The sequence below is a fragment of the Brevibacterium oceani genome (assembly GCF_013623835.1).
GTDB classification, from domain to species: Bacteria; Actinomycetota; Actinomycetes; order Actinomycetales; family Brevibacteriaceae; genus Brevibacterium; species Brevibacterium oceani.
Window position 1 is genome coordinate 158,335 of record NZ_JABKDE010000005.1, and the last position, 24,864, is coordinate 183,198.

A 24,864-nucleotide genomic window follows, 5' to 3' on the forward strand; every position below is an offset into this window, starting at 1 on the left:
CCGAACATCAGCCGAGCCTGCGCGATATAGCTCAGCCCCAGTTCGATCCGACCGGCCATCACTTCGGCCACGCCGAGGAACGCACATGCGCGCAGACGGTGGCGCGCCGAGCTCGCATGGTTGAGATAGACGCATTCGGCCAGAGCGCAGGCAGCAGCGATGCGACCTCCTTTCAGATCGAACCGGGCACGCGTCGCGTCGAGCCGACCGACGTCGATCGGCAGCGAAAGCGTGTCCCGGACCCAGTCCAGCCGCAGATCCTCGGGCTTCCTTGGGTCCATCAGCCTCAGTTCCATCGAGGCGAGACGGGACAGATACTCATGTGCTGAGGTGTCCGGATTCAGGCAAGCCTCGGAGACCAGCGGGTCGACGATCTCCCGGGCCTGCCTGAGACGGCCGGCTCCCCATTCGCTGCGGGCGTGCTCGAGGTCGAGTTCGGGACCACGATAGCCGCTGGTCCGGACGATCTCCGCGGCTTCGCGGTACCTGCCCTGCGCGTTTGCCCAACCGGCGGCGTCCAGAACCTGTTTGGGAGTCGGCACCCGTCCCAAGGAGATCGACCACGCGGAGTAGCCGAAGAGCGCCCTGCCATGAAGCGCCGAAAGATCCGCTCCGGCATCGAACCGGGTGAGCAGCTCGAGGCTGCGAGAGGGGGGAACCATGGCTCGGACGTTCTCAGCCGTGACGGGTTCGTGCATGCTCACTTCGCCCCCTCGGCCCTTCGAAATCGAGAGCAGACCATCCTCCGCCAGAGTGTCGATCGTCTGCGGAGTGGTGAGCCCGACGAGCACGTCATAGGGCACCGCTTCGACGAGAGCGACGGTTTCGATGACCTCGCGGCTGGACTTATCGACCCGGGCGATCGCGGTTTCGACCCCACTGGTCCGGCTCCGCCCGAACAGCAGCCTCTCGAGCAGCCGCGGATTGCCATGGGCGAGTGCGGTCAGCTCCGAGACCGATCTCGTCTCGGTCTCCAGGAGCCCGATGCTGTTGATCATCGCCGCCGCATCCGCCTCGTCGATACCGTCCAGATCGATCCTGACAACGCTTCCGGACAGCCACAGTCCGGCGATGAGATCGACCGGCGGACGTGCGGATTCGGCGGCGGTGATGAGCTTGATCCTGTGTGCATCCGTCAGCTGGGCCAGCACTGCGAAGGAATGATCATCGACGAGATCGGCATTGTCGACGACGACCAGAGAGCGCCCGCCCCCTGCTCTGCGCTCGAACAGATCACCGATCACCGACAGCGCCCGACCGGGCGGGAGGTCTGTGTCGATGCCCTCCCGCGACAGCAGGATTTCGAAGATTCCGAGGTTCCGGACCCGCGCATTCTCCGAGCCGCGCAGGCGGGTGACCGCAAGGTCGGGGTCGAGACGGGAGAGTGCGGCATTCACCAGCGCGGTCTTTCCGATTCCCGCTGCGCCGATGATGAGTGCGCCCAGATGGCTCCGCCCGGAGAGCGCATCGACGACCGTCGAGAGTTCGGACTCATAGCCGAAGAGCCGACGCGACGGTGCGACCGGGGGGATGTGTGTGGTCCTGCCTGACACGTCACTCAGCTTTCCGTACCCCTGGGGATCTTCTGCGGTGGGGAATGCGGAGCCCAGCGGCGCGGGGTTCAATCCGGAGAGGCTCACGTCTCGGAATCAACGATGAAATTCCTCAAACAGTATTACCACTTGCGATAAGTGTAGTAATACTTTTCTGAAACAAAGTTAGGCGATTGTGACTTCAACGCCCAACTCCCATCGGAGGGTCGCCTCGGCGAGGCTCTCACCCATTGCCCACTTGTGGCCCGGAACACCGGACCGTACCATTGAAGGAAAGTTACTGAACGATCTATAAGGAGTTCGCATGGACACCCTACTGAGTGCAGAAGAGCGCGACTTCGCGCAGCAGATGCGTCAGTTCTACCGCACGGAGATCCCCGAGGAGCTCCGGTTCAAGGTCGCCACTGGTCAGGAGCTGACCAAGGATGACATGGTCACTTCGCAGCAGATACTGAACAAGCACGGCTACGCGGTGCCGAACTGGCCCGTCGAGTGGGGCGGCCAGGACTGGACTCCCGTTCAGCGCCACATCTGGCTCGAGGAGATGCAGCTGGCCTGCGTTCCCCAGCCGCTGCCGTTCAACGTCTCCATGGTCGGTCCGGTCATCGCGACCTTCGGCTCACAGGAGCTCAAGGAACGCTTCCTGCCGGCCACCGCGAACATCGACATCTGGTGGTCACAGGGCTTCTCCGAACCCAATGCCGGTTCCGACCTCGCCTCACTGAAGACCTCTGCTGTGCGCGATGGCGACAAGTACATCGTCAACGGTCAGAAGACCTGGACGACCCTGGGACAGTACGGCGACTGGATGTTCAACCTCGTCCGCACCGATCCGAACGTGAAGAAGCAGGCCGGCATCTCCTTCCTGCTCATCGATATGAAGTCCCCCGGCGTCACCGTCCGCCCGATCCAGCTCATCGACGGCGGCCACGAGGTCAACGAGGTCTTCTTCGACAACGTCGAGGTCCCCGTGGAGAACCTCGTCGGCGAAGAGAACAAGGGCTGGACCTACGCGAAGTTCCTGCTCGGCAACGAGCGCACCGGCATCGCCCGCATCGGCGGTTCGAAGGTCAACCTGGCCCGTGCCAAGGCCTACGCCGCGGTGACGAAGACCGCGAACGGCACCCTCCTGAACGATCCGCTGTTCTCGGCGCGTCTGACCAAGATCGAAGCCGAGCTCACGGCGCTCGAGATGACCCAGCTGCGGATCCTCTCGACCCAGGCCGCAGGCTCCGATAAGCCGGACCCGCGTTCCTCCGTCCTCAAGCTCAAGGGCTCGCAGCTGCAGGAGGACATCTCCGAACTCCTCGTCGACGTGCTCGGCCCGCAGGGACTCGACTTCGTCTCCGACCGGGTACAGGGCCAGGGACTGTCCGACCTGCCGCACGGCGCCGTCGATGCCCTCCCCGCCTACTTCAACACCCGCAAGGTCACCATCTACGGCGGTTCGTCCGAGGTGCAGCGCGGAATCATCTCGAAGGCGCTGCTCGGCCTCTGAGAGACCGACACCCACACGATTTCACAAGAGGACAACAATGGATCTTGAACTCAACGACATTCAGCAAGAACTCGCCAGCACTCTGAACAAGTACCTGCGCAGCGAGTACGACGCCGCCAAGCGCGAAGAGATCCTTCGCAGCGACGAAGGCATCTCCCGCGAGAAGTGGCAGGAATTCGCCGAGATGGGGCTGCTCGGGCTCGCCATCCCCGAATCCTACGGCGGCGCGGACATGACCTTCAACGAGGTGGCCGTGGTCGCCGAGGCGTTCGGCCGCTCTCTCGTACTCGAACCGTTCCTCGCCACCGCGGTCCTCGGCACCAACGCCGTCCTGCTCGCCGGCAGCGAAGAGCAGAAGCAGGCCATCCTGCCCGGCGTGGCCGAAGGCCAGACTTTCCTCGCCCTCGCCGCCTTCGAACCGGGACAGCGCTACGAGGTCACCACTCCGGCAACCCAGGCGACTGCCGGGGCAGACGGAGCCTTCACGCTCACCGGCGAGAAGACCAATGTGCTCGGCGGAGACGTCGCCGACCACTTCATCGTCACCGCTTCGCAGAACGGCGAGCTCGGCCTCTACCTCGTGGCCGCCGACGCCGAAGGTCTGACCCGGGTCGCCCAGCGCCAGGCCGATGGGCTCGGCAGCGCGAACCTCAAGCTCGACAACGTCGCGGCCCAGCGCCTCGATGCCGCAGATGCCCATTCGGTCCTCTCTGAGGTCATCGATCTCGGCAACGCTGCGATCATGGCCGAGGCTGTCGGCGTCGCCGAGGCTTCCCTGACGATGACCGCCGAGTACCTCAAGACGCGTGAGCAGTTCGGCGCTCCCATCGGCGCGAACCAGGCCCTGCAGCACCGTGCAGCCGACCTCTACGCAGAGCTCGAATACGCCCGCAGCATGGCCCTGTACTCGCGTCTGGCCGTGACTTCCGAGGTCGCCGGAGCCGAGAAGGATCGCCACCGCGACGTCATCGCCGCGAAGATCGTCCTCGACAGGGCCGCCCGCAACATCAGCCAGGAATCGATCCAGATGCACGGCGGCATCGGCATGACCATGGAATACCCCATCGGTCACTACGCCAAGCGCCTGACGGTCATGACCCGCACCTTCGATGATGCGGACTCCCTGACCGCCGAGCTCGCCGCACTCGGCGGGCTCATCGAGCCTCAGGCCGCCGACCTCAGCTGAGATCCGGCACCGGCGGAAGTCGGAGGCACTCTCCGGGCCCGCCCACGTCGGCTGAGTCCCGGATCAGCGGTCCAGCCCCGCCACACAGGAAGCGCCGAGGCGGCACGATTCCGATCGTGCCACCTCGGCGCTTCTCTGTGTTCGTGAGGCGCAGCCAGCCACGCCGGGCGGTCGGCCCGGTCAGTTCACGGGCTGGTCGAAGACGTGGCGGCGGATCCACGAGTGCATGGTGATCGCGGCGGCCGCAGCGGCGTTCATCGACCGCGTCGAACCGTACTGGGCGATCGAGAGCACGTCGCGGCTGGCCTGGTGGGCTTCCTCGCTCAGCCCCGGTCCCTCCTGGCCGAACAGCAGCAGGCACCGCCTGGGCATGTCGTAGGTCTCCAGCGGCACGGAGTCGGGGAAGTTGTCGATGCCGAGCAGCGGCACGTCGTTCTCGGCGCACCAGCTCAGCAGGTCATCGACGCTGGGGTGGTGGATGACGTGCTGGTACTTGTCCGTGACCATCGCACCCCGCCGGTTCCAGCGACGGCGTCCGACGATGTGTACGGCCGCGGCGTTGAAGGCGTTCGCGGTGCGCACCACCGAGCCGACGTTGAGGTCGTGCTGCCAGTTCTCGACACCGACGTGGAAGTCGTGCCGGGTGACATCGAGGTCGGCGACGATCGCGTCATGCTGCCAGTAACGGTATTTGTCGACGACGTTGCGCCGGTCCCCCTCGCGCAGCAGCTCCGGGTCGAAGTGCTCTCCCACAGGCCAGGGGCCGGTCCACGGACCGACCCCCACCTGCGGTTCAGCGCTGTCAGGCGCCGACGATTGTTCGCTCACTTCTCGTCGCCGGACTCATCCGCCGACTTCGCGTCCTTCTCATCGTCGACAGATTCCGACTTCGCATCGGACTTCTTCGCGTCCTTCGCCGCAGCAGAGCCCTTCGCCGAGGCGGCCGACGAGACTTCGTCGACGTCCGACTTCACGTCGGCATCGTCCGAGTCGTCCGAATCCGCATCCGCATCCGAAACATCCGAGGAATCGTCTTCAGCAGACGCGCCCGACGCCTTCTTCGCCGATCCCGACTTCGCGGCACCGACCTTCTGAGCCCGCTTGCTCATCTTCACTGTCTTGCCGCCGCGTCCGCCACCGGCGAGGACCGAGCGGACGTACGCGCTCGAGGCCAGGGTGTGGAGGATGAACGCGAGCACGAGCGCAATGCCGGCGGCGACGAGGCCCTCCCACCACTGCGCCTGCCCGGCGAAGAAGCGTCCGGCGATGCCCAGCGGTGAGGTGAACGGCGTCCACGACAGGATCTTCGCGGTCAGGCCGGAGGCTCCGATGAAGACCGGGGCGAAGAAACCTGCCACGGTGATGATGCCGACGATCGTCAGGAAGGTCGTGCGTGCCTTCGAGCCGACCACGGTCGACGCCCACACCAGAAGGGCGAACACCGACCACGCGGTCAGCAGCAGGGTCAACGCGAACCAACCGAGGCCCGGCAGCATCGAGAACGCCAGCGAGGTCTTGCCCGACAGCGACAGTCCGAGTTCGGTGACGACCGCGGCGGCGACGATCTGGACGGTGACCAGGGTCAGAGTTCCCGTGATCCGACCCGACGCCGAGGCGCGCGGCGGGATCGTGGCCGCGATGATCTCGGTGATCCGGTTGCGCTTCTCCAGGCGCAGGTTCTGGTAGAGCCCTGCACCGAGGGCTCCGACGACGAGGAGGGCGAAGGCGACCATGCCCCACAGCAGCGGGGTGGCCACGTCCGCCTGGACGGCGGGGGTCTTGAGCAGCGTCGCCTCGGTCTTCGGGGCGAGCTTCTCCAGCAGCGTCTCCGGCTGCTTGTCGAGAGCGATGATCGTCGGCTGTCCCTGACCGCTGGGGTCCTGGATGAAGGCGGCGTCGACCTTGCCCTGACGCACGAGCTTCTCGGCCGCCTCCGCGTCCTTCGCATCGGTGATCTTCACGCCCAGCTGCTGTTCGTACATCTGGGCCTGGTCGCCCACGCCGACCATCGCCATGCTCGGTGTGCCCGTGTCCTTCTGTGCGTCGGCCACGATGCCGGTGATGATCGCGGCGAGCACGCCCAGGATGATTACGCCGGCCGTGACGAGGAAGTAGGGGCTGCGCATCGCCGTGGTGCTCTCACGGTTCGACACCAGCCAAGCGGCCTGACGGTTGCCGACGTCGACGAATTCCGAGACCAGTCCGGTCTCGGGCAGTTCGTCCGGATCCGGAGTGTCCTCGGCGAGTTCGAAGGGAACGTCGTCGAGTCCGGCGGTCGCCCCGTCGTCCGCGGAATCCTCCGCGCCCACCTCGGCGGTGTCGCCTTCGGTCACCTCGTCGTCCTCGGTCACCTCGATGTCATCATCGATGGGGACGCCGAGGTCGTCGATGCCTTCGCCGGCCGTGCCCTTCGACACGAGCGGTTCGTTGGGCTCGTCGTTCGCACCTTTGTCCTTGCGCGCCATTACAGAGCCTCCTTGTACTGCTCGGCCAGTGTCGGGCGGACACTTTCGAAGTTCGTCACGCCATCGAGCGCCGCCACGGCGGCGGCTGCGGTCTTCGCATCAGCGGCGTGGAAGCTGATGACGTTGTCGTCACGGTTCGCGACCTTCGCCGCGCTGATGCCCGACCGTGATTCGAGAGCCGATCGGGCCGCCTCGGCGTCCTTGGTCTCAACCTTGTAGTGCGGATCGCCCAGCAGCTTCTCGACACTGCCGGAGGCGGTGACCTTGCCCTGGCTGAGCACGATGACGTCGTCGGCGAATGTCTGCGCGGCTTCCCAGTCGTCGGTGGCGACGATGACGGGCACTCCCGAGGAGGCATGTGCCCGCAGCAGCTTCATGACCAGGCGCAGCGAGGCCGCGTCGAGACCCGCGAAGGCGTCGTCGATGACGACGACATCGGGGTCGGCGGCCAGGGTGGCGGCGATGTCGACGCGTGCGATCTCGGCCCCCGACAGGTTCTTCAGCGGGGCGTAGCCGCGGTCGGCCAGGTCGAGGTGGGAGAGCAGGGTCAGAGCGTTGCGCTCAGCGGCGCCCAGGGTGATCCCGTGCAGGCGTGCGAGGTAGACGATCTGGTCGATGACGCGCATGTTCGGGTAGCCGCCGCGCTCTGCGGGCAGGTAGCCGAAGTTCTGCCGGTCGCCGAAGTCGAGCTCGAAGTCCTCGAGTTCGACGGTGCCCTCATCAGCGGAGATCAGCCCCATGATGACGCGCACCAGCTCGGTCCGCCCCGCCGAACGGGTCCCCACGATCGCGGTGATCCGGCCCGCCTCGGCGGTGAAACTCACCTCGTCCAGATATGTCCGCTTTCCCTTGCGCAGGGAAATCTCTTTCAGTGTGAGCACGCGTCATCCTTACTTATACATCAGGCAAATACTAAGGGAGTGTCTCATCTATCGTGTTGAAATGAGAGACGTCTTTCAAACCAGACCAATGATTTCGACCGAATTGCCAGTCGAGTCCCAGGTCGTGATCGGTGGGTCGGCCGTCGCATATTTATGGACGTCCATCCTCGCCGAGGCGGCTCTCAGTCGAGGCCGAGATCCTTCGTCGTCAGCGCGGTCAGGTACGGGATTCCCGTGGCCTCGACCCGTTCCTTGGCGCCGGTGTCGCGGTCCATGACCACGGCCACCGCGACCACCTCGGCGCCGGCTTCCTTGAGCGCGTCGACCGCAGTGAGCACGGATCCGCCCGTCGTCGAGGTGTCCTCGACGGCGACGACGCGCTTGCCGGCGACGTCGGGGCCTTCGACCCGGCGGGACATACCGTGCTTCTTCGCCTCCTTGCGGACGACGAAGGAATCGAGCGGGGTGCCGCGCACCACCGAGCGGTGCATGACCGCGGTGCCGACCGGATCGGCGCCCATCGTCAAGCCGCCGACGGCGTCGATCTTCTCCAGCAGACCTTCCGCCTCGAGCAGGTCGAGGACCACGTCGCCGACGAGCGGCGAGGAGCGGTGGTCGAGGGTGATCCGGCGCAGGTCGAGGTAGTAGTCGGCCTCCTTGCCGGAGGAGAGGGTCACTCTGCCGCGCACCACGGCGAGTTCGTCGATGAGGTCGAGCAGTTGTCGGCGTGTGTCTGCACTGCGGGTGTCTGCACTGTCGGTCATGGTCTCCAGTCTAATGCGCGGGTATCGGGCGACCATTCAGCGCTGTCCCAGGGGCCGGACGCCGGTGCCTCCGGTGGGCATGAGAGGGGCTGCCGAGGTGCGGTCTGCGCTCCCAGATGAGCTGTGACGGACAGCACAGATGCGATGCGTGAGGATTCGGTGCTGCGCGCGTCTGTACCGATGTCATAAAGAATCAACACGGGTTGGCTCTTTCTGTGCCCACAGGCGGTACAGTGTCACCAGCGCTGTGAGCACCGCGTGGAACGCACAGTCGCCGCACCACCCCAGTACCGCGCTTCCCAGCCGGTCGACAGTCTCAGAAGGGACGTGAGCAACATGGGTTTCATCGCATATCTCATCCTCGGCCTCATCGCCGGTGCCATCGCCAAGGCCATCCTGCCGGGTAAGCAGGGCGGCGGATTCATCGCCACGCTCATCCTCGGCGTCATCGGCGCCATGGTCGGCGGCTGGCTCGGCGGCATGATCTTCGGTGTCGAGATGGACAAGTTCTTCTCGCTGTCGTCGTGGCTGTGCGCCATCGGCGGTTCGCTGATCGTGCTCATCATCTGGGGCCTCATCACAGGCCGCTCGAAGTCCAAGGCCGCCTGAGGTCTGACAACTTCTCAACAGGTCGAGCCCGGTTCACACGAACCGGGCTCGACCCGTATGCGCGGACTCTGTATGTGCGGATAGGGACAGTTCGCGCTGAGCAGCCCAGTTTCGGAACTGGGCTGCTCACCCGAAACTGTGCCGAAACTGGTGGGCCGCGGGTCCTGGAGCCTCAGGAGCTGCGGCTGACGATGCGCAGATCGATGTCGATGTCGCCGACCGAGCGGAGATCCGCGTCCTGCAGGTCACGCGCGATGATCTCGAAGAGGTCGTCGACGACCCCTGACACGGACCGGCTGGCGTCCAGGTGCGCATCGACGCGCACGTGCACGCCCTCGCGTGTAGTCCTGACGTCGACCGACGGCGGTTCGCCGCCTTCCCGGCGCATCACGCGCGCCGCGGCGGTGGCCACGAGGTCGCGCAGACCCGGCGACAGTCCCGTGACTCCGGGGACGGCGAGGACCGCAGGGGTCATCCGCAGCGAGGCGGCCGCCTCGTCGAATGCTTCCGGTGCCTTCGGTTCAGTCATCGTCGGCCTCCTCGGTGGCGACTCCCTCGGCCCGCGCGACTCCCTCGGCCTCCTCGGTGGCAGCGCCCGCGGCGTCCTCGGCTCCCGCAGCTCCCGCAGCGCCTGTGGCACCCTCGTCTCCCCCGGGGACGAACACGTCCTCGGCGGTGATGTCGATGCTCGTCGCGGGAATCCCGAGTTCCCCGATCAGGGACTCGGCGACGCGACGGCGGACCGCCTCGGCGGTGGGGGCGAAGGAGATCCCGGCGCGCATAGCCACGGTCAGCACCACCTCAACGGCGCTTCCCTCCGGGTCGCCCACGGGTTTCGGATTCACACTGCGGGCACGGATCCCGTCGACGGAATCGACGGCGTCGCGGATGATGCCGCGCACCGTGGCGGTCGAGATCCGGAAGGCGTTCCCGCGTTCGGTCGTCAGTCGGGTCGACGGGGCCAACGAGGCGTCCTCGCGCACGATCCGGAGGATGCGGTCGCGCAGCCCGGCCGACTCCGCCGGGTCGGGTTCGAAGGAGCCCATGTACTCCTCGATGACTGCGCGCAGGTGAGCGTCGGTCTCTTTCGACGTTTCGTCGCTCATACCCATCCTTCCATCCCCTCGGCAATGGCGAGCCTGGCGCGATGGATGCGCCCGCGCACACTGCCTTCGCTGACTCCCAAAGTCGCGGCGACCTCGGCGTAGCTCAGTCCCTCCATCTGATGGAGCACCCACGTTACACGCTGCTCCGAGGAGAGCGTCTGGAGGACCTGGGTGAAGTGCTCGAGTGCGGTGCGCGCTTCGACGGACCGTTCGACCGAAGCGGCACCGTCGGAGTGGTGACCGAGGTCGTCGGGATCCGAGGCGTCGGACGGGCGAGACATGCGACGCCGCAGCACATCGGTGCATCGGTTCGACGCCATGCGGTAGATCCACGTGCCGAACGCGGCGGGTTCGGCCAAAGCGTCGAGCGACTTCCAGGCCTGGACGAGGGTGTCCTGGACGACGTCCTCGGCGTCCTGCCGATCGCCGAGCGTACGCCACGCGAAGCGCAGCAGCTTCCGCTCGTATTCGTCGACGAGCGATTCGAAGGCCACGATGTCGCCCTCACGGGCGCGCACCACCAAGGTGACGATGTCGAAGCGCTCATCTCCCCTTGTCATATGCCCATCGTATGCCACAGATCCGGCCCGCGGGTGGGAGTCGGACGGGTTCCCCGCGTTGGCCGCAGGAGAGTGCCGGGCAGGTGCCGGAAGCGCATCGGAAGGACCCCGGACAGGCACCGTTCGACCCAGTCCCGAATAAATTTCCGAAGAATCTGCGAAACAGTGCGTGAGGATTCTCCGGCACCTGCGTCTGTACCGATGTCAGGGTCCTTCCGAGGAAGGACTTGGAAACTGATGCCCCTCGAACGAATAGGAAGAACAATGCCAGAAGCAAAGCAGTCCGATTCGAACCAGACGACCCAGAACAACGCCGCCGACGTGCGCAGCCCGCTCGTGACGGACATGGGCACCACCACCATCGCCGAGAACGTCGTCGCCAAGCTCACCGGCATCGCCGCACGCGAGGTCCCCGGCGTCTTCGGCATGGGCAACGCCGCACGCCGCGCCTTCGACACCCTGACCGACCGCATCCCCGGCTCGCAGACCAACGTCTCCGGCGGAGTGTCCGTGGAGAAGGGTGAGAAGCAGACCGCCATCGACCTCACCATCGTCGTCGAATATGGCACCTCCATCGTCGACGTCGCCGAGGCGATCCGCCGCAACGTCGTCCGCGCCGTCGAACAGGGCACCGGACTCCAGGTCGTCGAGGTCAACATCGATGTCACCGACGTCCACCTGCCCGAAGAGGACGACACCGAGGACAAGCCCGCCAAGGACTCGCCCGAACTCAACTGAGACGAACTCAGCTGATCCCATCCGCAGCACCACCTCGGCAGAAGGAATGACATGTCGAAAACACTCATCGGACTCCTCGTCGGTCTGACGCTGGGAATCGTCGCCTACTTCGGCGGTTTCCTCGCCTTCCTCGTCGTCGCCATCTGCGGCGGGCTCGGGCTGACCGTCGGCCTCGTGCTCGACGGTCGACTCGACCTGTCGGCACTGAGTTCGCGTTCGACGACACGGAGGTAGGGCCGTGCCGTCAACTCTCGACGCGACCCCACCGTCAACCGCCTCCGCGACCGCCGACCGCGGCGATTCACCCGCCCGCCGAGGTGGGCTGACGATCGCGGACAAGGTCGTCGAGCGCACCGCCGGGCAGATTCTCAAGGACCTGCCCGGGGTCGGCGGGACGAGCTCGGGCCTGTTCGGAATCGGTGCGAACTCGAGCATGGACACCCGCCCATCGGTCGATGTCACCCTGTCCGGACGCAGCTGCACGCTCGCCGTGTCGTTGGGGCTGAGTTATCCCTCCCCCATCGCCGAGGTGACCGAACAGGTGCGTACGCAGCTGAGCTCCGAGGTCGAACGCCTCACCGGCGTCGTCGTCCGTCAGGTCGACATCGCCGTCCGATGGCTGGGGGTCCGTTCGTCCGGAAGCGACCAGGGAAGAAGGAGTCTGCAATGAGCACTCGTCTGCTGCGCAGGCGGCCCGCACGCATCGGCTCGGCCGTCGTCATCGCGATCATCCTCCTCCTGCTGGCCGTGGCACTCGGGTGGGCCGGAATCGCCGCCGTGGCGGCCTCGGGCTCATCCGCAGGCGCGGTCACAGCACCACTGACCGACTCGGGCGCCGGCCTGGACTCCCTCGATCACGTCCACTGGGGTTCGGCTGCGGTCATCGCCGTCGGTGCGATCCTCGCGGTGCTCGGCCTCATCGCGGTCATTCTCGGTGTCTCCCCAGGCGCCCGCCGGATCACCTCGATGCAGGCTGCCGCGCCCGATCACATCGGTGACCTCGAGGTCGCTGTGCCCACCTCGGCACTGTCGCATCTCGCGGCCGCCGCGGCCGACGGCGTCGACGGGGTCGAGGGAGTCAAGGCGGCGTCGAACGCGACGTCGACGATCGTGACGTTCTCGACGCCGATCCGCGACACCGATCCGATCCGTGACGAGGTCGAAGCCGTCGTCCGCCAGCGGTTCGACTCGATCTCGTTCGACCGCACCCCGAAGGTCAAGGTCCAGGCACGAAGGAGCAAGTCATGAGACGCACAGCCGCCGGCGCGAACCGCACGGGCTTGATCATCGTCGGCCTGCTGGCCCTGCTCATCGGGCTTGCGGTGCTCGCGATCGGACTCGGATTCGCAGCATCCATCCTGCCCGGCTGGGAGCCGGGCGCCGATCTCGGGCTGGCCACCTCGGTGCTGGCTCTGCCGTATTCGGCACTCGTGGCCATCATCGCCGCCGTCATCCTCGCCGTCATCGGGCTGCGCTGGCTGAGCGTGCAGATCCCGCGCAAGGACTTCGCGAAGCCGTTCCGGATGCAGGTCGATGCGCGGAAGGGACTGACCACCGTGACAGCGGAGGTCATCGCCGAGGCGGTCGCCGACGATCTCGAATCCACCGACGGGGTCTCCGATGCGCAGGTCATCCTGCGCGGCACCGCCCGCAGCCCCGAACTGCTCATCCACATCGATGCCGATGAACGCGCCGACATCGATGCCGTCGTCGCCGAGGTCGCCGATCGCGTCGCCGGCAATGCAGCCCTGGCACTGGGCGCCCCGCTGAACGCGGTGGCCCTCGAGGTCGGCATCGCTCGCACTCGCTCTCGCCGGCAGCGCAGCGTCACGCTGTAGCCGCTGGCCCAAATATAGGTCGCTATCGGATACTCTTCGGGCTCGGAATTGTCCGTTGGTGACCTACGTTTGGGCGGAAATCTCCGAAAGTGACCATAAGTCGGAGCGGTAGAAAAGTCCTGTGAATGACAAAGACCCCGGGGCGCGTAATCGCGACATCCCGGGGTCCTCGCAGCACTCCCCTCGAGTACCCGGACGCATCCCCATACGTCCGTTATGCCCACCCGATCCCCACCGGGCGGACACCACAATTTGACCACACTTTCGTGGCGCTTGTAAAGATTCTCACCGCTTGTCTTCGTTTGAGCAATGGCCTATATCACAGAAACTCGCGGAATAGAAGGCCTGGTGACAGGCTCAGTGAGCGATAGTTCAATGATCAACTCTCCCCGCCGACATCCCAGAGAATCCCACATAGGTCACATTCTCACAAGGAGTGTCTCCCCCGATTCGCGGGTGAGTGTGGACCAGCCGATCTCAGCGGCTGGCGGCGGAATGCGGCCAGCCGTTCTCATCAACGACATCCGGGTCTGTTCCAGGCGGACTCAGCGACGGCGGGTGAAGGCGAAGCCGCGTGAGCCCCAGCGCATGAGCGGTCTCGGCATGAGGGGCGCGGCCAGCGCCGCAAGCGAATACGCGCGCCCCGGCACCGAGACGACCTTCCCCGCGCGAGCGTCACGCAGCGATTCCCGCACGACCTGGTCGACGCTCAGCCAGATGAACTTCGGCCCGAAGCGTTCGACGCCGAGGCGGTCGTGGAATTCCGTGCGGATGAAACCGGGCAGAACGGCCGTGACCGTCACCGGGCTTCCGGCGAGCTCACCAGCGAGCGCCTCGGTGAAGACGAGTGCCGCGGTCTTCGAGGCAGCGTACTGACCCATCGTCGTCACCGCCGCCAGGGACGAGACGTTGACGATTCCGCCGCGCCCTCGCTCACGCATGCGATGGGCGGCGATAAGGGATAGCTCCCGCACCGTCCCGGACAGCACGCGATCCTGATCCTCGAGCTCACCGAGGTCGCTCTGCAGCAGCGAGCCCCGCAGCCCGTATCCGGCGTTGTTGATGAGCACGTCGACGGTCTCGGTCTCGATGACCTCACGGACGGCATCGATGCCGTCCCGGGTCGACAGGTCGGCCGCGACCACCTCGGCGCGGGTGTGATGATCCGTCCGCAGCCGATCGGCGAGCTCGGTCAGACGCTCCTGATCCCGGGCGACGAGGACGAGGTCATAGCCTTCCGCAGCCAGGGTGCGCGCATAGCCGCGCCCCAGGCCGGAGCTCGCCCCGGTGACGAGGGCACGCGGACGGGGACTCGGGTCCCGCCTCGGCGAGGAGTCGCCCCGGACTCGGGACGTCTCGCTTCGCTGCGTGGGCGGGACCTCGCGGCTCATACCGCGCCTTGTCCTCGGCGTACGGTCAGGGACTGTGCGGCGGTGCCGATCGGGCCGTTGATATCGCTGAGCACGCTGGTCGTCTCGCCCAGGCCGCTCGGTCCGAACGCGACCTTCGTGTCGAAGCCGACCCAGCCGGCGACGGGTTCGCGGGTGAGGTGGATCGAGAGATCGACGTTGGGGAAGAACGTCGTCTTCGGGTCTTCGCGCACGGCCAGGCCGTTCGCGGTGTCGACGTAGCGGACGAAGGCCGCCGTCGGCGGGTCGACCTCTCCGTCGACGAGCGGGTGCGGGCTGCGGATCCATGACTGGGCGTATCCGGGGTGGGCGTCGGCTCCCTGTCGACCCTCGAGGGAGGCGATGTAGCCGCCGCCCCAGCGATCGGTGAAGGGCATCTCGGGCATATCCTCGACCGCGGGCAGACGCGGCCATTCACTGCCGGCGACCTCCTCGGTGTCCGAGGACTGCAGCCGCCATACCCTGGCCGTGATGGAGATGCGGTCACCGTGGCGCATGTGGGCCTCGACGAGTTCGATGGTGCGGCCGGGGCGGATGACCTCGACGTCGATGGTGAATTCTCCGGAGTGGATGACGCCGAGGATGTCGAAGGTCACGCGGGAGACGAGCTTGTCGCTCGGCAGCCGACGTTCGACCTCGGCGAGCACGATGCCCGACGCCGGTGCCAGGTGCTGTTCGCCGGGCTGCCAGGCGCCCTGACTGTGCAGGGTCGAGACGAGGCGGTCCTCTGAGAGGCGCACATAGCAGGAGTCGGGGAACGCGGCACCGTCGTGGCCGAGGTGGTTGTTAGGAGCTTCAGGCATGCCACCAGAATATCGATTCACCCGCTGCTGTCCCCGCGTGGGTCGGTCGCTTAAGCTCTCCGCTGTCTCCGCGCTCCCGAGAACAGCAGATCAGCGGTTAGGGTGGGAGGGTGAGAATCGCTACGTGGAATGTGAACTCGATCCGCGCCCGCCACGATCGCATCGGGGCCTGGCTGGATCGTTCGGATGTCGATGTCCTGGCCATCCAGGAACTCAAATGCAAGGACGCGCAGTTCCCCGAGGAGCTGTTCACCTCTCGCGGCTATGAGGTCAGCTTCCATGGCCTCAACCAGTGGAACGGTGTGGCCATCGCCTCCCGCGTCGGACTGGCCGACACCGAGATCGGCTTCGCCGACATTCCCGCCTTCGGTGCCGAGGAGCCCGTCGTCGAGGCCCGGGCACTGTCGGCGACCTGCAACGATGTGCGCGTCTCATCGCTGTACGTGCCCAACGGCCGCGAACTCGATCACCCGCACTACGGCTACAAACTCGAGTGGTATCAGGCGCTGACGGCCGATGTCGCCGCGCAGCTGGCCGCCGAACCGGACAAGAAGCTCGTCCTCTGTGGGGACTTCAACGTCGCGCCCCTGGACGAGGACGTGTGGGACATGGCCGAGTTCGACGGCGCCACGCACGTCTCGGGACCCGAACGGCAGGCCTTCGAGAACCTCCTCGGCGCGGGACTGAGCGAGGTCACCCGCCAGTTCACTCCCGGCCCCGGCGTCTACACGTTCTGGGACTACCAGAAGCTGCGCTTCCCGAAGAAGCAGGGCATGCGCATCGACTTCCAGCTCGCCTCGCAGGCACTGGCGGCGACCGCGACCGCCGGGTCGATCGACCGCGAGGAACGCAAGGGCAAGGGCGCCTCCGACCACGCCCCGGTCATCGTCGACTACGACATCTGAGCCGCCGTCTCACCCTTTGGCATCGCCGCGGCAACATTAGCCGCCGAGCCATAGACATCCTCGGCGTCTTCTGCTGAAGTTGAAGCAGGAGCTAGGAAGGTGACGAAGATGTCAGCAACTGTCCGCGAACTGGTCGACGAAGCCTACGATCGGCGCGAGTCGACGTGGAGGGCCGCCCTCGAGACGGTCAACGACTGGGTCGAATCCGCCCGCGCCCCCATGGCCCTGCTCTCCGGCGACCGCGTCCGGGTGGTCGAGGGGCGGATCAAGGATCGGATGCGCACGGGCGAGAAGCTGCGCCGCAAGCTCGCCGACGCCAATGACGAGATCCACGAATCCGTCGAGGTCGAGAACCAGGTCGTCGATGTCGTCGGCGCCCGCGTCGTCTGCCGCACCGAACGCGAGCAGTCGGCCCTGTGGGATCTGCTCACCGAGGCGGTCGACGACGCGAATCTCTCCATCGCCGAGGTGCGCGACTACTCCGCAACCCCGAAACCGTCCGGATACCGCGGCCGGCACCTCATCGTCGAGGTCCCCTTCGACTCCGAACCCTCCGTCCTCGTCGAACTCCAGCTGCGCACGATCATGCAGGACGCGTGGTGCGTGCTGGCAGAGGAGCACCTGTTCAAACCCGGCCAGGCGCTCAAATCCGATGCCCAGCAGGAACGGCTGTCGGTCATCCTCGCCGGGCTCATGGCGCAGGCCGATTCCGTGGCCGGGTATATCGCCGACGACGTCGGCGCCTACCTCGGGATGGGCAACTCGGCACCGCCGCGAGCGTTCACCGAGGCGGTCGAATCCACCGACCCCGCCATCGAGGTCACGATCCGCGAACTCAATCATTCGTACGTCCTCGCCGCCGACGAGGTTGGCCGTCACGGCATCATCCGCTTGGAGACGCTCGGGCTGACTCCCGACAATCCCGAACGCTCGGCCTTTCCTCATCCCGGTGACAAGCTGCAGGTGAGGATGGACGAATCGCACAACACCCGGTATTTCATCCCGGTCTCCGACCAGCCCTGAGGCTAGGCGGCGAGTCAGGCCCGCCCTTCGGGTGCGACGGCCGACTCGATGGACGAGGGTTGAAGGAAGTGGCGAGTCAGCGGGTCGTGACGCGCTTGAGACCGTAGAGAGTCCACGAGAAGTACGCCGACCCGTCCGAGATCGTGATCAGCCACCGCTGGGAGAACGTGGCGTAGCCGATGTCGAGCTGGTGGCTCTTCTTGTCTCCAGCGAGTTCCGACTTCACCTCACGGTAGAGCTTGGCGACGTCGACGTCCGGAAAGTCATCGGGGCTGATCCACTTTTTCGAGGAATCGTACTCGTCCTCGTGGGCGATCGTCGGGCGCGAGTTCTTCCGAAAGTTCACGCTCATCCACTGGTCCTTCTTGTCCGTGCCGCTGACCGTGAAGTCGTCTCCCCCGCCGAAGATCCTTCCGACCATCGTCACCCCGAGTTCAGCCGCGTGCTCGACCGCTGAGGGGATCGTGTCCGCGCGCCAGTTCTCCACCTGCACCAGCTTCGTGGGAACGGTTTCGTCCCCACCCGCGGCAGAATCCGTCGCGGCAGAATCGGGCGGAGTCGCACCGTCCGAGGAACCTGCCCCTCCCCCTGACTCTGTCCCTTCTGCGCTGGTCACCCAGGTGCGGGTGCCCGCCCACGAGGCGGCGGCGATACCGACCAGCGCCGCCGCGCCGAGGATGAAACCACGACGATCGGATCTGCGCTGCCGTTCCAGCGTCGGATCATGCCATTCGAACGGAAGGTCGGCGACGAGACCGTCGAGGACGGCGAAACTCGCAGCCGCCTCGGCGCGGGACAAGCGGTCCTCGTGCTCATCGGGGCCGATACGTTCGTCGGCGAGAGCGTCATTGAGGGCATCGATGTACGGGGCCTTCTCATCACGGGAGGGCCGCCAGTCCTGTTTCTTCATCTTCTCGGCACTGTTCCGGCCGGACTTCTTCACTGCCATCTCAGTCCTCATCCGCACGGTGGACGGAATCGAGCTGCTTTCCGTCGCCGGTCCAGACGACCTCGCCCGTGCCGACGCCGTAGTCTCCGCCCTCGACGTAGACGCTGATCAGCGGTTCCGACTTGTCGTCGACCTGACCGGGCCCCATATTGAGCATCACGTGCAGGCCGTTCTTCCCTCCGATCTTCTTCTGCGCCGCCCGCGCCATCGCCGGAATGAGGTCGAGGGCGAAATCGTCGAGGGTGAAGAGGTCGATGTCCTGCGGCAGATGTCCGGTGGCATTGATCTCGAGCTTCCCGTCCCCGTAGTCGGTGATGGCATCGATCCCGCTCATCGACTTCAGGCTGCGGGCGGCTGCTTGGAACGTATCGGGATAGATGTCGATGCTCATGAAGTGGGTGTAGCCCTTGTCCTTGATCTTCTGCAGAACGGCGCCCAGCGCCGCGGGGTCGTAGACGAAGTCGCCTGCAGAACGCGTGTCTCCGCCGTCGTCCGAATCGTCGCCGTCGTCCGAATCGCCGGCGGCGTTCGCACTCCCGGGATTCCCACCGACGAGCTGTCCGATACCACCTGCGACAACGAAGCCGAGGGCCGCGGCCCCGCCGGCCAACAGTGCGCGTCGTCCGTACTTCTTGCCACCCGGGGCCTGCCGGCGACGGGAACGGTCGAGCGCCTCGGCGCGGGTGACGGTGCTCGGGAACTCCACCTCGGGCTGAGGCAGATCCGCAAGTGCCCGGCGCAGCTCATCGGCGCTCTGCCCGGTTTCGACGAGAATCGATCGGCGGGAGAACTCGCCCTCCTCGATCCGCCCGTCAGCGAAAGCCTGGGACAGCGCCGAACGGTACGCGTCGCGTTCGGCGAATGATGGTCGCATGCTGGTCACGAAGCTATGATGCCACCACGCGGTCGACGATGCGGGCACCGCCGCCACACCGACTAGACTTGACTCCCATGGGAAAGAAGTCGAAGCGCTCCAAGGAAGAACTCATCGCCAAACGCCTCGCCCGGGCGCAGGCCACGGCCTTCGTCGCCAGGCCGTTTGCGGACCTGCCGTTCGAGGCCGACCTCATCTGCCTGCGCGAACTCGTGCCCGCGGCCACCGCGACCGCGAAGCTGACCGAGGAGTACGGCGGCCACGAGGTCACCATCACCTCGCTCCTGCCCGCCGCGTGGCAGGCCTGGCGCCGTGACGACGGTGAGATCCTCGCCGGCATGCAGGTGCCCGTGTCCTCGACGGATGCCTCCCGCGACGTCGCCCGAGGCATCCTCGCCGCCGCCGAGGCGGAGCCGGGCACCTCGATCGAAGCGACGACCGAATCTGGAGAGGGACCCAGGCTGCAGGACATCCTCGACACCTCCCACCCGTTCGACGTCCGCGTGGCCGAGACCTTCGACTACTGGGCCTTGCCCGAGGCCGAGACCGACCCCGAGGTCGGCGCCGCCCTCCAGCAGGCCAACGACTCCGTCGCCCCGACCGAGAAGCTCGCCTCCGTCGACTCCGCCTACTGGACCGAGATGTCCGGCCGCACCTATGTCCGCTGGGCCCGCTCCGAGGGTGAGGACCGCGTCGTCGACGCGATGGCCCGGCTGCAGGCCGAGAATGCCAACGACCTCGGCGGCATCGGCTCCTTCCTCGGCTACTTCCGTGCCCACGGCATCATCATCCCGGTGTGGGAGCTCGAGTTCGGCACTCAGGTCGACGATGTCGAAGAGCCCATCGCCGCCTTCGGCAAGCGTCTCGACGAGGCACTGAGCACGACCGAGCCGATGAGCACCGAGGCCCGCCGCGTCCGCTCGGGCATCGTGTCCCGCCAGCTGACCATCCACTGATGTCGACACCCCAGGCGGTCGCCGCCATCATCCCCGCGATGAACGAAGCCGACCGCATCGGCGCCACCGTGGCTGCGGCCAAGCGGATCCCCGGGGTCGACATGGTCATCGTCGTCGACGACGGGTCGAACGACGACACGGGCCCCCTGGCCCGTCGGACCGGCGCCGAGGTGATCACCCACCCGAAGAACAAGGGCAAGGCCCAGGCCATGATGACCGGGGCCTTCGCCCTGCGCAATCGGGAGATCTCCGACGCCGATCCCGGCGTCGAACCGACCCATCGGGCGCTGCTGTTCATCGACGGTGATCTCGAGGACTCAGCCGTGAACACCGCCCCCTTGGCCGCTCCCGTGCTGGCGGGCGAGGCGGACATGACGATCGCGATCCTGCCCGCGCAGAAGCGCAGGGGCGGGGGATTCGGATTCGTCGTGGGGCTCGCGAAGAAGGGCATCGCCGAACTCTCCGGCTTCGAGGCGACCCAGCCCCTGTCGGGCATGCGCTGCCTCTCCCGACAGGCCTTCGACGCGGCCCTGCCGTTCGCCGCCGGATGGGGTGTCGAAACGGCCATGACCATCGACGTCGTCAACGCCGGGCTGCGCGTGGACGAGGTCGAATGCGACCTTCACCACCGGGTCACCGGGAAGGACCTCAAGGCCCAGCTGCACCGCGCCGCCCAGTACCGCGACGTCGCCCGCGCGATCGCGGTCCGCCGGGTCCGCCAGCTGCGCGACAAGCGGAACGGCGGTCCCTCCGATGCGAAGAAGGAGACCCGCCGATGACTCTGCAGCGTTTCGGATACCTCGGCCCGGAGGCCACCTTCACCGAGGCTGCCCTGTTGACGTTCCTCGACTCCCGGGGCCTGCGTGAGACCGCGTCGATCGAGCCGATGCGCAACGCTCCCTCCGCACTTGATGCCGTCCTCGAGGGCGATTGCGATGCCGCTGTCGTCCCGATCGAGAACTCCGTCGAGGGCGGGGTGCCGGCGACGATCGATGCCCTGACCGAGCACGGTCGCCTGCAGATCATCGCCGAGGTGGTCGTGCCCGTCCGCTTCGTCCTCGCCGTGAAGCCGGGGACGACGAAGGAGGAGGTCACCTCCTTCGGCTCTCACCCGCACGGTGAGGCGCAGGTTCGAGCCTTCATGTCGGAGCACTATCCCGATGCTGTGTACCTGCCGACCTCGTCGACGGCCGCTGCGGCCCGTGACCTGGCCAATGATGCCGGCGACCACATCGCCGCCGTGTGCCCGGCTTTGGCTGCGCAGCGCTACGGCCTCGATGTCATCGCCGAGGACATCGGCGATCGCCAGGATGCGGTGACCCGCTTCGTCGTCGTCACCCGTCCCGGCCCGATTCCAGCACCGACCGGAGCGGACAAGACGACGATCGTCGCGGCGCTGCGTTCCGACCGGGCCGGTTCGCTGCTCGAGGTGCTCGAGCAGTTCTCCAGCCGCGGCATCAACATGTCCCGCATCGAATCCCGTCCGACCGGAGACGGTCTGGGGCTCTACCAGTTCTCGATCGACCTGCTCGGGCACATCCACGAGGCGCGCATGGCCGAGGCGCTCCAGGGCGTCCACCGGGCTACGCTCAAACTCTCGTTCCTCGGCAGCTATCCGAGCTCCGACGGCACAGTGGCACCGGTCGACCCGACGACGACGGACGAGTCCTTCGCCGCAGCCGCCGACTGGCTGAGGTCGTCCCTCGGCGACTGAATGCTTCGGCTGCCGGGACTAGCGGGGTGGGCTGCGACGGCCTCCGCAACCACGCGCTTCGCCGCCCCGTTGATTCGTCTGTCCGCGGTACGCTGCTCCGTCCCTGGCGGTTGCGTCCCCGGCCGTGATTCGTCCCTGGCGGTTGCGTCCCCGGTCGTGATTCGCCCCTGGCGGTTGCGTCCACGACCGTAGGACCCGCTACCGCGTCCCCGGCCGCAGTTCGCCCCTGGCCGCCGACTAATCTGCGATACTGAAGCCTACTGGAAAGTAAGTGTGCGCAGATTGCCAGATTCTGGCCTGTTTTTGGCATTCTGTACCCACTGAACGTCGGTTCACCGGCCGACGGAGGCGTCAGAGGAGTCGATGATGAGTGTCCCCGGCAGCGAGAAGTCCGAGAACAACAATCCTGCCCGCGGCAGGGACACTTCTTCCGCGCCCGCACCCGATGCGATCATCGTCGGGGCCGGACTCGCCGGACTCGTCGCCGCCTATGAACTCACGCAGGCCGGCAAGCGCGTGCTCATCCTCGACCAGGAGAACCGGGCGAACCTCGGCGGGCAGGCGTTCTGGTCCCTCGGCGGTCTCTTCCTCATCGACTCCCCCGAACAGCGGCGACTGCGGGTGCGCGATTCGCTCGAACTCGCACGCAGCGACTGGGCCACCTCGGCGGGATTCGACCGGGAGGACGATCACTGGCCGCGGAAATGGGCGGAGGCCTATCTTGAGTTCGCGGCCGGCGAGAAGCGCCAGTACCTGCGTGACTTGGGCCTGCGCCTGACCCCGATCGTCGGCTGGGCCGAACGCGGCGGCTCCGGGTCGGGCGAGCACGGCAATTCTGTCCCCCGTTTCCACCTCACGTGGGGCACCGGCCCCGAGGTGGTCCGGGTCTTCTGCGAACCCGTCGAAGCCGCCGAGGCTGCCGGCCTCGTCGAGTTCGGCTTCCGTCATCGTGTCGACGAGCTCATCACCGACGACGGTGCCGTCGTCGGCGTCCGCGGACGGGTCCTCGCCCCGAGCCCCACGGCGCGCGGAGTCGAGTCGAATCGGGACGAAGTCGAGGACTTCGACGTCCGCGCTCCTGCCGTCATCGTCACCAGCGGCGGGATCGGGCACAATTTCGCACTCATGGAGAAGTACTGGCCGGTCGACCGCCTCGGCGAGTTCCCGGACACGATGCTCGCCGGAGTTCCCGCCCACGTGGACGGACGGATGCTCGCCATCTCCGGAGAAGCCGGGGCTTCCCTGATCAATCGGGACCGGATCTGGGCGTACACGGAGGGCATCGAGAACTGGAATCCGATCTGGCCGGGCCATGGGATCCGCATCATTCCGGGACCGTCGTCGATGTGGTTCGATGCCGAGGGCAACCGGTTCCCGGCGCCGAACTATCCGGGGTTCGACACGAACCGGACGATGAAGACGATCCTGACGACCGGGTACGACTATTCGTGGTTCGTGCTCAATGAGTCGATCATCCGCAAGGAGTTCGCGCTCTCGGGCTCGGAGCAGAACCCGGACATCACGGAGAAGGACATCCGGATCACGCTCGACCGGGTGCGCTCCTCTGATGCCCCGGCACCGATCCAAGCGTTCAAGAAGTACGGGTCGGACTTCGTCGTTGCCGAGACCACCGAAGAGCTCGTGGCGGGAATGAACGAACGCTCCCGCGGACCCGTCATCGACCACGACCACCTCGTCGCACAGATCGTTCAGCGGGATCGGCAGACCGAGCATGCGTTCTCGAAGGACGCGCAGGTGCAGGCGATCCACAATGCGCGGGCCTACCTCGGCGATAAGATCGTCCGTGCGGTCAAACCCCACAAGATCCTCGATCCGGACCATGGGCCGCTCATCGCGGTGCGGCTGAGCCTGCTCTCGCGCAAGACGCTCGGCGGATTGGAGACGAACCTCGACGGGCAGGTCATCGGCGCGGACGGTCGCCGTCACGGTGACGGCACGCCGATTCCCGGTCTCTATGCTGCCGGCGAGGTCACGGGCTTCGGCGGTGGCGGCATGCACGGGTACAACGCGCTCGAGGGAACGTTCCTCGGCGGGTGCATCTTCTCGGGGCTGCGCGCGGGTCGTGCGGTAGCGACCGGTGGCGGGTCCACCGGAGCCGGCGGGTCAGTCGGGGCAGCCGGCAACGGCACAACAGGCAGCGGATCGCGAGGAGAAGCGTGAACCCCGGAACAGGCGGGCTCACCGTCCTCATCACCGGCGGCACCTCGGGCATCGGCAGGGCACTCGTCGAAGCCCTGGCCGCGAAGGGCTGCACGGTGCTGACGACCAGTCGCAATACTCATCGCCTGTCCCCGACGGACAAGGTCGTCGGAGTCCGGTACCTCACCCTCGACCTGGCCGATCCGCGCGGTCCGGAGGCACTGGCCGAAGAGCTCAAGAGCCTCGGCATGCTCGGCGAGATCGATGTGCTTGTCAACAATGCCGGGGAGAGCCAGTCCGGTCCCTTCGAAGAGCTGCCGACCGAGGCTATCGAGCGTCTGTTCCGGACCAACGTATTCAGCCCTGTGCGGCTGAGCCAGCTCGTGCTGCCCGGGATGCGACGTCGCCGACAGGGCCGCATCATCATGGTCGGCTCGATGCTCGCGAGCTTCCCGCTCGCCCACCGCAGTTCGTACTCGGCAGCGAAGGCCGCACTGCGGAGTTTCGCCACGGCCGCCCGGCAGGAGCTCTCACCCTTCGGTGTGTGGGTGAGCACCGTCGAACCCGGCTCGATCGCCACAGGCATCGGGCTGCGACGGACGAAGTACCTTGAGGAGGGTTCGCCCTACGCAGAGGACATCGCCACGATGCTCGACCACCTCGATGCCAATGAGCGGAACGGGATTCCACCCGAGAAGGTCGCCGCCACGATCACCGACGCCATCGTCTCGCCCAGGCCGCGGGAGTTCTACGCCGTCGGCAGCCGCGCTCCGCTGCCGTTCCTGCTCAAAAGGGTGCTTCCACGCAGACTCATGTCGACGATCGTCGCCGCCCAGCACGGCTTGAAGCGGTGAGTTTCGTCGACCGCCCGGA

26 protein-coding genes and 1 pseudogene are annotated in these 24,864 nt (G+C 66.5%); 15 read left to right on the forward strand and 12 right to left on the reverse strand.

Features of this window, described 5'->3' with window-relative positions:
- Positions 1 to 1,136: 1,136 nt before the first annotated feature.
- A pseudogene (locus HK401_RS21195) lies at positions 1,137 to 1,640 on the reverse strand (ATP-binding protein); the annotation flags it as partial.
- 217 nt (positions 1,641 to 1,857) lie between these two features.
- Here HK401_RS21195 and HK401_RS12610 point away from each other — a divergent pair.
- Both HK401_RS12610 and HK401_RS12615 read left to right on the forward strand, forming a co-directional pair.
- A complete protein-coding gene (locus HK401_RS12610) occupies positions 1,858 to 3,051 on the forward strand; it encodes an acyl-CoA dehydrogenase family protein (protein WP_181275019.1) in 1,194 nt (397 codons plus the stop codon).
- Between the two features lie 37 nt (positions 3,052 to 3,088).
- Complete coding sequence (locus tag HK401_RS12615; protein WP_181275020.1) at positions 3,089 to 4,237, forward strand: acyl-CoA dehydrogenase family protein; 1,149 nt, start codon at positions 3,089 to 3,091, stop codon at positions 4,235 to 4,237.
- Positions 4,238 to 4,417: 180 nt separating this feature from the next.
- Here HK401_RS12615 and HK401_RS12620 read toward each other — a convergent pair whose 3' ends face one another.
- From HK401_RS12620 to pyrE, 4 genes are all read right to left on the reverse strand, one after another.
- The gene (locus tag HK401_RS12620) at positions 4,418 to 5,065 is read right to left on the reverse strand and encodes a TrmH family RNA methyltransferase (RefSeq protein ID WP_181275021.1); all 648 of its coding nucleotides are present in this window, start codon (positions 5,063 to 5,065) and stop codon (positions 4,418 to 4,420) included.
- Complete coding sequence (locus HK401_RS12625) at positions 5,062 to 6,702, reverse strand: ABC transporter permease (RefSeq protein ID WP_181275022.1); 1,641 nt, start codon at positions 6,700 to 6,702, stop codon at positions 5,062 to 5,064. Before HK401_RS12625 ends, HK401_RS12620 begins: the two co-directional genes overlap by 4 nt.
- On the reverse strand, positions 6,702 to 7,583 hold the full coding sequence (locus HK401_RS12630) for an ABC transporter ATP-binding protein (RefSeq protein WP_181275023.1): 882 nt from the start codon (positions 7,581 to 7,583) through the stop codon (positions 6,702 to 6,704). The genes HK401_RS12625 and HK401_RS12630 overlap by 1 nt, the downstream gene beginning before the upstream one ends.
- A gap of 182 nt (positions 7,584 to 7,765) precedes the next feature.
- Complete coding sequence (gene pyrE, locus HK401_RS12635) at positions 7,766 to 8,347, reverse strand: orotate phosphoribosyltransferase (protein WP_181275024.1); 582 nt, start codon at positions 8,345 to 8,347, stop codon at positions 7,766 to 7,768.
- A 336-nt stretch (positions 8,348 to 8,683) separates the two neighbouring features.
- Between pyrE and HK401_RS12640 the strand changes: the two genes are divergently transcribed.
- A complete protein-coding gene (locus tag HK401_RS12640; RefSeq protein WP_181275025.1) occupies positions 8,684 to 8,956 on the forward strand; it encodes a GlsB/YeaQ/YmgE family stress response membrane protein in 273 nt (90 codons plus the stop codon).
- 172 nt (positions 8,957 to 9,128) lie between these two features.
- Here HK401_RS12640 and HK401_RS12645 read toward each other — a convergent pair whose 3' ends face one another.
- From HK401_RS12645 to HK401_RS12655, 3 genes are read right to left on the reverse strand one after another with little or no spacing between them, the layout of a single operon-like run.
- Complete coding sequence (locus HK401_RS12645; protein ID WP_181275026.1) at positions 9,129 to 9,485, reverse strand: Asp23/Gls24 family envelope stress response protein; 357 nt, start codon at positions 9,483 to 9,485, stop codon at positions 9,129 to 9,131.
- Positions 9,478 to 10,062, reverse strand: coding sequence for a hypothetical protein (locus HK401_RS12650; RefSeq protein WP_181275027.1), 585 nt, complete (start codon positions 10,060 to 10,062; stop codon positions 9,478 to 9,480). Before HK401_RS12650 ends, HK401_RS12645 begins: the two co-directional genes overlap by 8 nt.
- Entirely contained in the window at positions 10,059 to 10,622 is a 564-nt protein-coding gene (locus HK401_RS12655) for an RNA polymerase sigma factor (protein ID WP_181275028.1), read from the reverse strand. Before HK401_RS12655 ends, HK401_RS12650 begins: the two co-directional genes overlap by 4 nt.
- 264 nt (positions 10,623 to 10,886) lie before the next feature.
- Here HK401_RS12655 and HK401_RS12660 point away from each other — a divergent pair, with 264 nt between their 5' ends.
- Genes HK401_RS12660 through HK401_RS12680 form a run of 5 tightly spaced genes read left to right on the forward strand, consistent with a single transcriptional unit; the run spans position 10,887 to position 13,198 of the window.
- Positions 10,887 to 11,360 carry an Asp23/Gls24 family envelope stress response protein gene (locus HK401_RS12660; protein ID WP_181275029.1) on the forward strand — a complete coding sequence of 158 codons (474 nt, stop codon included), beginning with the start codon at positions 10,887 to 10,889 and terminating at the stop codon, positions 11,358 to 11,360.
- 51 nt (positions 11,361 to 11,411) lie between these two features.
- The gene (locus HK401_RS12665) at positions 11,412 to 11,594 is read left to right on the forward strand and encodes a DUF2273 domain-containing protein (RefSeq protein ID WP_181275030.1); all 183 of its coding nucleotides are present in this window, start codon (positions 11,412 to 11,414) and stop codon (positions 11,592 to 11,594) included.
- A 4-nt stretch (positions 11,595 to 11,598) separates the two neighbouring features.
- Positions 11,599 to 12,030: an Asp23/Gls24 family envelope stress response protein gene (locus HK401_RS12670; RefSeq protein WP_181275031.1), complete on the forward strand. Its 432-nt coding sequence runs from the start codon at positions 11,599 to 11,601 to the stop codon at positions 12,028 to 12,030.
- The gene (locus tag HK401_RS12675; protein WP_181275032.1) at positions 12,027 to 12,608 is read left to right on the forward strand and encodes a DUF6286 domain-containing protein; all 582 of its coding nucleotides are present in this window, start codon (positions 12,027 to 12,029) and stop codon (positions 12,606 to 12,608) included. Before HK401_RS12670 ends, HK401_RS12675 begins: the two co-directional genes overlap by 4 nt.
- Positions 12,605 to 13,198, forward strand: a complete 594-nt coding sequence (locus HK401_RS12680) for an Asp23/Gls24 family envelope stress response protein (RefSeq protein WP_181275033.1) — start codon at positions 12,605 to 12,607, stop codon at positions 13,196 to 13,198. The genes HK401_RS12675 and HK401_RS12680 overlap by 4 nt, the downstream gene beginning before the upstream one ends.
- Before the next feature lie 545 nt (positions 13,199 to 13,743).
- Here the strand turns inward: HK401_RS12680 and HK401_RS12685 are convergent.
- Together HK401_RS12685 and HK401_RS12690 are read right to left on the reverse strand one after the other, a co-directional pair.
- Positions 13,744 to 14,589 (reverse strand): SDR family NAD(P)-dependent oxidoreductase, encoded by an 846-nt coding sequence (locus HK401_RS12685; RefSeq protein WP_181275034.1) that lies wholly within the window; start codon positions 14,587 to 14,589, stop codon positions 13,744 to 13,746.
- Positions 14,586 to 15,410 carry a thioesterase family protein gene (locus HK401_RS12690; protein ID WP_181275035.1) on the reverse strand — a complete coding sequence of 275 codons (825 nt, stop codon included), beginning with the start codon at positions 15,408 to 15,410 and terminating at the stop codon, positions 14,586 to 14,588. The genes HK401_RS12685 and HK401_RS12690 overlap by 4 nt, the downstream gene beginning before the upstream one ends.
- Positions 15,411 to 15,520: 110 nt before the next feature.
- On the opposite strand from HK401_RS12690, the gene HK401_RS12695 reads away from it, so the two are divergent.
- Together HK401_RS12695 and HK401_RS12700 are read left to right on the forward strand one after the other, a co-directional pair.
- Positions 15,521 to 16,315 (forward strand): exodeoxyribonuclease III, encoded by a 795-nt coding sequence (locus HK401_RS12695; RefSeq protein WP_181275036.1) that lies wholly within the window; start codon positions 15,521 to 15,523, stop codon positions 16,313 to 16,315.
- Between the two features lie 108 nt (positions 16,316 to 16,423).
- Positions 16,424 to 17,338 (forward strand): GTP pyrophosphokinase, encoded by a 915-nt coding sequence (locus HK401_RS12700; protein ID WP_181275037.1) that lies wholly within the window; start codon positions 16,424 to 16,426, stop codon positions 17,336 to 17,338.
- Positions 17,339 to 17,414: 76 nt separating this feature from the next.
- Here the strand turns inward: HK401_RS12700 and HK401_RS12705 are convergent, their stop codons facing one another.
- Positions 17,415 to 18,287, reverse strand: coding sequence for a DUF1707 SHOCT-like domain-containing protein (locus HK401_RS12705; protein WP_181275038.1), 873 nt, complete (start codon positions 18,285 to 18,287; stop codon positions 17,415 to 17,417).
- A 1-nt stretch (position 18,288) separates the two neighbouring features.
- The gene (locus tag HK401_RS12710; protein ID WP_258234196.1) at positions 18,289 to 19,161 is read right to left on the reverse strand and encodes a DUF1707 SHOCT-like domain-containing protein; all 873 of its coding nucleotides are present in this window, start codon (positions 19,159 to 19,161) and stop codon (positions 18,289 to 18,291) included.
- Between the two features lie 77 nt (positions 19,162 to 19,238).
- Here HK401_RS12710 and HK401_RS12715 point away from each other — a divergent pair, with 77 nt between their 5' ends.
- From HK401_RS12715 to HK401_RS12735, 5 genes are all read left to right on the forward strand, one after another.
- A complete protein-coding gene (locus HK401_RS12715; protein WP_181275040.1) occupies positions 19,239 to 20,117 on the forward strand; it encodes a DUF5926 family protein in 879 nt (292 codons plus the stop codon).
- Positions 20,117 to 20,896: a glycosyltransferase family 2 protein gene (locus HK401_RS12720; protein ID WP_181275041.1), complete on the forward strand. Its 780-nt coding sequence runs from the start codon at positions 20,117 to 20,119 to the stop codon at positions 20,894 to 20,896. The genes HK401_RS12715 and HK401_RS12720 overlap by 1 nt, the downstream gene beginning before the upstream one ends.
- Positions 20,893 to 21,831 carry a prephenate dehydratase gene (gene pheA / locus HK401_RS12725; RefSeq protein ID WP_181275042.1) on the forward strand — a complete coding sequence of 313 codons (939 nt, stop codon included), beginning with the start codon at positions 20,893 to 20,895 and terminating at the stop codon, positions 21,829 to 21,831. The genes HK401_RS12720 and pheA overlap by 4 nt, the downstream gene beginning before the upstream one ends.
- Before the next feature lie 363 nt (positions 21,832 to 22,194).
- Entirely contained in the window at positions 22,195 to 24,012 is a 1,818-nt protein-coding gene (locus HK401_RS12730; RefSeq protein ID WP_373563654.1) for an FAD-binding dehydrogenase, read from the forward strand.
- Positions 24,009 to 24,845 carry an SDR family oxidoreductase gene (locus HK401_RS12735; RefSeq protein WP_181275043.1) on the forward strand — a complete coding sequence of 279 codons (837 nt, stop codon included), beginning with the start codon at positions 24,009 to 24,011 and terminating at the stop codon, positions 24,843 to 24,845. Before HK401_RS12730 ends, HK401_RS12735 begins: the two co-directional genes overlap by 4 nt.
- Positions 24,846 to 24,864: the final 19 nt, after the last annotated feature.